This window comes from Providencia sp. PROV076 (assembly GCF_028483405.1).
GTDB lineage: Bacteria > Pseudomonadota > Gammaproteobacteria > Enterobacterales > Enterobacteriaceae > Providencia > Providencia huaxiensis.
Genome location: NZ_JAMPRR010000058.1, coordinates 1 through 3,801, shown reverse-complemented (window position 1 = coordinate 3,801; position 3,801 = coordinate 1). Strand labels below are relative to the sequence as shown.

General features: G+C 46.1%; 2 protein-coding genes. Both read left to right on the top strand.

Annotated features, from left to right (window positions below):
* The first annotated feature begins 44 nt into the window (after nucleotides 1-44).
* On the top strand, nucleotides 45-383 hold the full coding sequence (locus tag PSF67_RS21805) for a hypothetical protein (protein ID WP_102139348.1): 339 nt from the start codon (nucleotides 45-47) through the stop codon (nucleotides 381-383).
* Between the two features lie 13 nt (nucleotides 384-396).
* Nucleotides 397-3,738 carry a hypothetical protein gene (locus PSF67_RS21800; protein ID WP_137019055.1) on the top strand — a complete coding sequence of 1,114 codons (3,342 nt, stop codon included), beginning with the start codon at nucleotides 397-399 and terminating at the stop codon, nucleotides 3,736-3,738.
* The last annotated feature ends 63 nt before the right edge of the window (nucleotides 3,739-3,801 follow it).

Genomic DNA, 3,801 nt, shown 5'->3' with positions numbered 1-3,801 from the left:
ATTCAAGGGCTATTAAGTGATGCCTTACAGCGTGAGGGGTTCTAATGGAAAAGTTACAGCAGTTAGCAAGTACCATCGCCCAGATTTATGTTGATGGGCTAAAAGCGGAAACGGGAACAACATTAGTGACGTATAACGGCATTACAGGCGAGGTGATCCCTGAATTGCTGGCGGCAGGACTATTTGATAATGCGGTATCGATTGTTAAGTCTCGTGGTGAGTCGTTCGATGTTGAGAGTAAGGCATGTGATTTGTTGCGTCCGTATTTGAATGTATTCACTAAGCCATATTCCATCACAGATCAGTGTATTTATGTGATTGGCGAAATGACACGCTTTGCATTACGTGACGGTAATGTCAGCGGGTTATCAGCGAAACATTAAAAGAGAGGTCATTATGTTTGAGATTGATGGGGTTGAAATCATCATTAAAGCTGATACTGAGGGCGTTCTTGAGGCGGGGAAAGCGGTTAGAGAAACAAAGCGGAAAATGGCTGAAATGGGTAAGCAGGCTGATGATACGTCGAAAGCCTTTTACCGTTTTGATAAAACAGCAATGGCCGTTTCCAGTGCGTTAAAAATGCCTGAAATTAACCGATTATCACGTCAAATGAGCGAGTTAACGGGGCAAATTGGCGCAGCGTCAGCCGCTACAGACAGAGCGACTAGCGCGAATGCGCGTTTTACAGGTGTAATTAGTAATGTCTCTGGGTTATTAGGTGCGGGGTATATTTCCAATATTGGTAGTGCGACCTCTTCACTCTTACAACATACTCAAGGGGCGATTAACGCCACACAAGCCGAGGTTTCACATACTCGCGCTATTCAAATGAAAGCACAGGCATTACAAGCCGCAGCCTCCCAAGAAGTCATTAACGCTAGAAATCTGACAGTATCCGCACAAGCCGAGTTAAAAGCGGCTCAGGCAGCGTTAGAGCACGTTTATTCACTAGAAGCGGCTAATGATGCCAAGCAACGTGATTTAGAGTCACTGAGAGCACGACAGGCGGTACAGCTCAAGGATGCCGAAATAACCTATCAAATGGCAGCGAGTGAGGAAAATCTACAACGCGTCACCAAAGCCAGTAACGCCCTACACGCCACAGAAACTAAAATCAAAACGCATTTAGCCACAACAGGGAAAGAAATTGCGCGTGTTGAGGCTCAGGTCGCTAAAGCGAAAGAAGTTGAAGCCAACGCAACCCATAAATTAAATGCGGCATTAGCATTGGAGCAAAAAGCGAAAGCCACACTAGCGACCACAACTGACGCAGTGACCGCAGCCAATAACCGCGCAGCCCAAGCCGCTAAAACTCAGTCTATCGCTATGCAAGGGTTACGGGGCACAGTGGGATTATTAGGTGGTCCTACTGGTGTATTCTTTTTGGCTGCCGCAGGTGTTTACGCATTGTATAACGCCATGAACGATGACACCGCCACCAAAGAGTTTAACGACAGGGTAGATCAGTGGATTGATAAAATTGACGAACTGTCAGCAAAACAGGCGCGTGTTGTGGCTAACCGCTTAGGCGAGAAGATAGCGGAAACAACCACAGAACTAGACGGACAGAAAAAAAACCTATTAGACGTAAATGAGCAGTTACGCTACTACAGAGAAGAACTTGGTAGAATTGAGCAAGCGATTAAATCCCAAAAAGCTCAAGGTATGGAAGTTGGCACTCCATATGTGCGTGATGACTTTGTGAAGTTGATTGATGATCTTACTAAAAAACAGCAACAGTATGAGTTAGTTATATCAGAAGGTGAGCAAAATATTCGTCGCTGGACGGTATCACAAGGTAAAGCCGCTGATATTGCTAAGGTTAGAGCACAACAAACGGATGAGCTGGCCAGAGCCGACTTAATTTACCAACGCCAAGCTAAAGGCGTGATTGATGCTAACCAACAAGTAGCCCGATCACTGGAATTAGGCAGCGAGGCAGCCGTTAAGAAAGAGCAGGCTATCAAAGAGCTAGAAAAGGCGTTAATTGCTGACGGCTTTGTTAAAGACTCTGAAATATTTAAACAGAAAATCCAAGAATTAACGGATGAGTTTGATAAAACGGTCAGTTTAAATCTTGCTAACTCGCTCACTGAGATTGAGCAGCGCACCCAAGCCCTCACTATTGGCATGAAAGACGGTAAGCCGGCACTGGATGAATACAACGCTTCGTTACTCCTCATGCAAATGGGATTACAAAAAGGTTCAGCCGCCTACAATACCGAACTCCCGAAAGCCATTGAAGCCATACGCAAGTTACGTGAAGCCCAAGAAGCCGCACTAAGCAGTAAATCAAAAGGCAACAAGTCCGCTAAAGCCGCCAACCAAGCGAATGAAGCGATAAAACGCCAAAGTGAGCAATTGGCCACACTGAAAAAACGCTATGGATTATTGGAAAGTGGCGCAGCCGATGTTAACCGCCAAATGGCAATCTATGAAGCTGTTCAGCGGCTCGGAGCACAGGCAACAGAGAAACAAAAAGCGGCTATTTCGAAAGAGGCAGCGGAACTGTTTGACCTCAATCAGCGCGTGAATGATTTTATTGCGGCTCAGGAAATCACCCCAGAGTTGAAACTGGCGCATACCTTTGGTGAGGAAGTGAAAACCCTCAAGCGTTTGTTAGATGAGGGCTTCATCAACAAGGAAGATTTTGAGCGCATGGGGCGTGAGGCGATGGTGTCATTTAATCAGGGAATGACCGATATCAAAATCAATGCCTCAGTCAATTACATTGAGGAAAACCGCGCTAAATTTGACCCGATTCAGGCATTAGCTAATGAGCATACTCAGAAGTTGGCCATGATGAAAGAATACAAGGCGCAAGAGTTACAAATACTTAATGAAGCCTATGCAAAACAACAGATTAGCCATGACCAGTTCACCGCGTCTAAGGCGGCAACCGATGCGCAATATCAGCTACTCAGAACCGCAGCAGAGAAAGAGTATCAACAGCAGCAGTTAGCGGCACAATGGGAGCTAATGAGGCAGCAGAACCTAGGCTATGAAATGTTGGCTTCAGCGGTTGATTCTCTGGCGGGTAATGTTTCAAACGTCATGACAGGGTTAATCACTGGCTCAATGGATGCGTCCGAGGCGTTGCGTTCGTTAGGTAATACGATGCTAAACAGTGTTGTAAATTCCATTGCTCAGGTTGGTGTGGAGATGCTTAAAAACTTCATTCTGACCAAAACAATTGGCGTTGCTTCACAGGCAGCGAACGCAGCGGCAGCAACAGCAGGAGGGGCGGCAGCATTAGCGGCATGGACACCAGCAGCAATCGCGGCATCAATCGCAACAGGCGGAGCCGCATCAGGAACGGGATTATCAGCCTATACAACCGCACAGGCCGCAGGGAAAGCTACGTCTATGTCAATGATTGGCTTTGGTGGTGGGCGTTATAACGGTGGTGCGGTCGATGCAAATAAAATGTATCGATTTGGTGAAGGTGGTAAGCCTGAAATATTCCAAGCTGCGGGGAGAAATTACCTTTTACCAGGAGAAGGTGGCAAGGTTATTCCTAATCGTGATATTGGGGGCGGTGGCGTGCCTAATGTTGTTATCAATGTGAATAACACCGTTGCGAGTGCTCAGGTTGAATTTGGACAGCCACAATATGACCCAAGGACAAACACGATCACGCTTGATGAAATTATTCATGAAGTGATGAACGGTGGGAAATTAGATGATGCTTTACGTCAGGCTTATGGGTTAGGCAGAAAGGCAAGAGGCAGCTTTTAATTTTAATGGGCAGATTTCTGCCCTTTAGTTTTATTGGAGTACAGCAATGATAAAAGTGAAAGT

Excerpts from the sequence above, each read along its gene's own strand:
- PSF67_RS21805 (WP_102139348.1), top strand. The coding sequence starts at position 45 with ATGGAAAAGTTACAGCAGTTAGCAAGTACCATCGCCCAGATTTATGTT.
- PSF67_RS21800 (WP_137019055.1), top strand. The coding sequence starts at position 397 with ATGTTTGAGATTGATGGGGTTGAAATCATCATTAAAGCTGATACTGAG.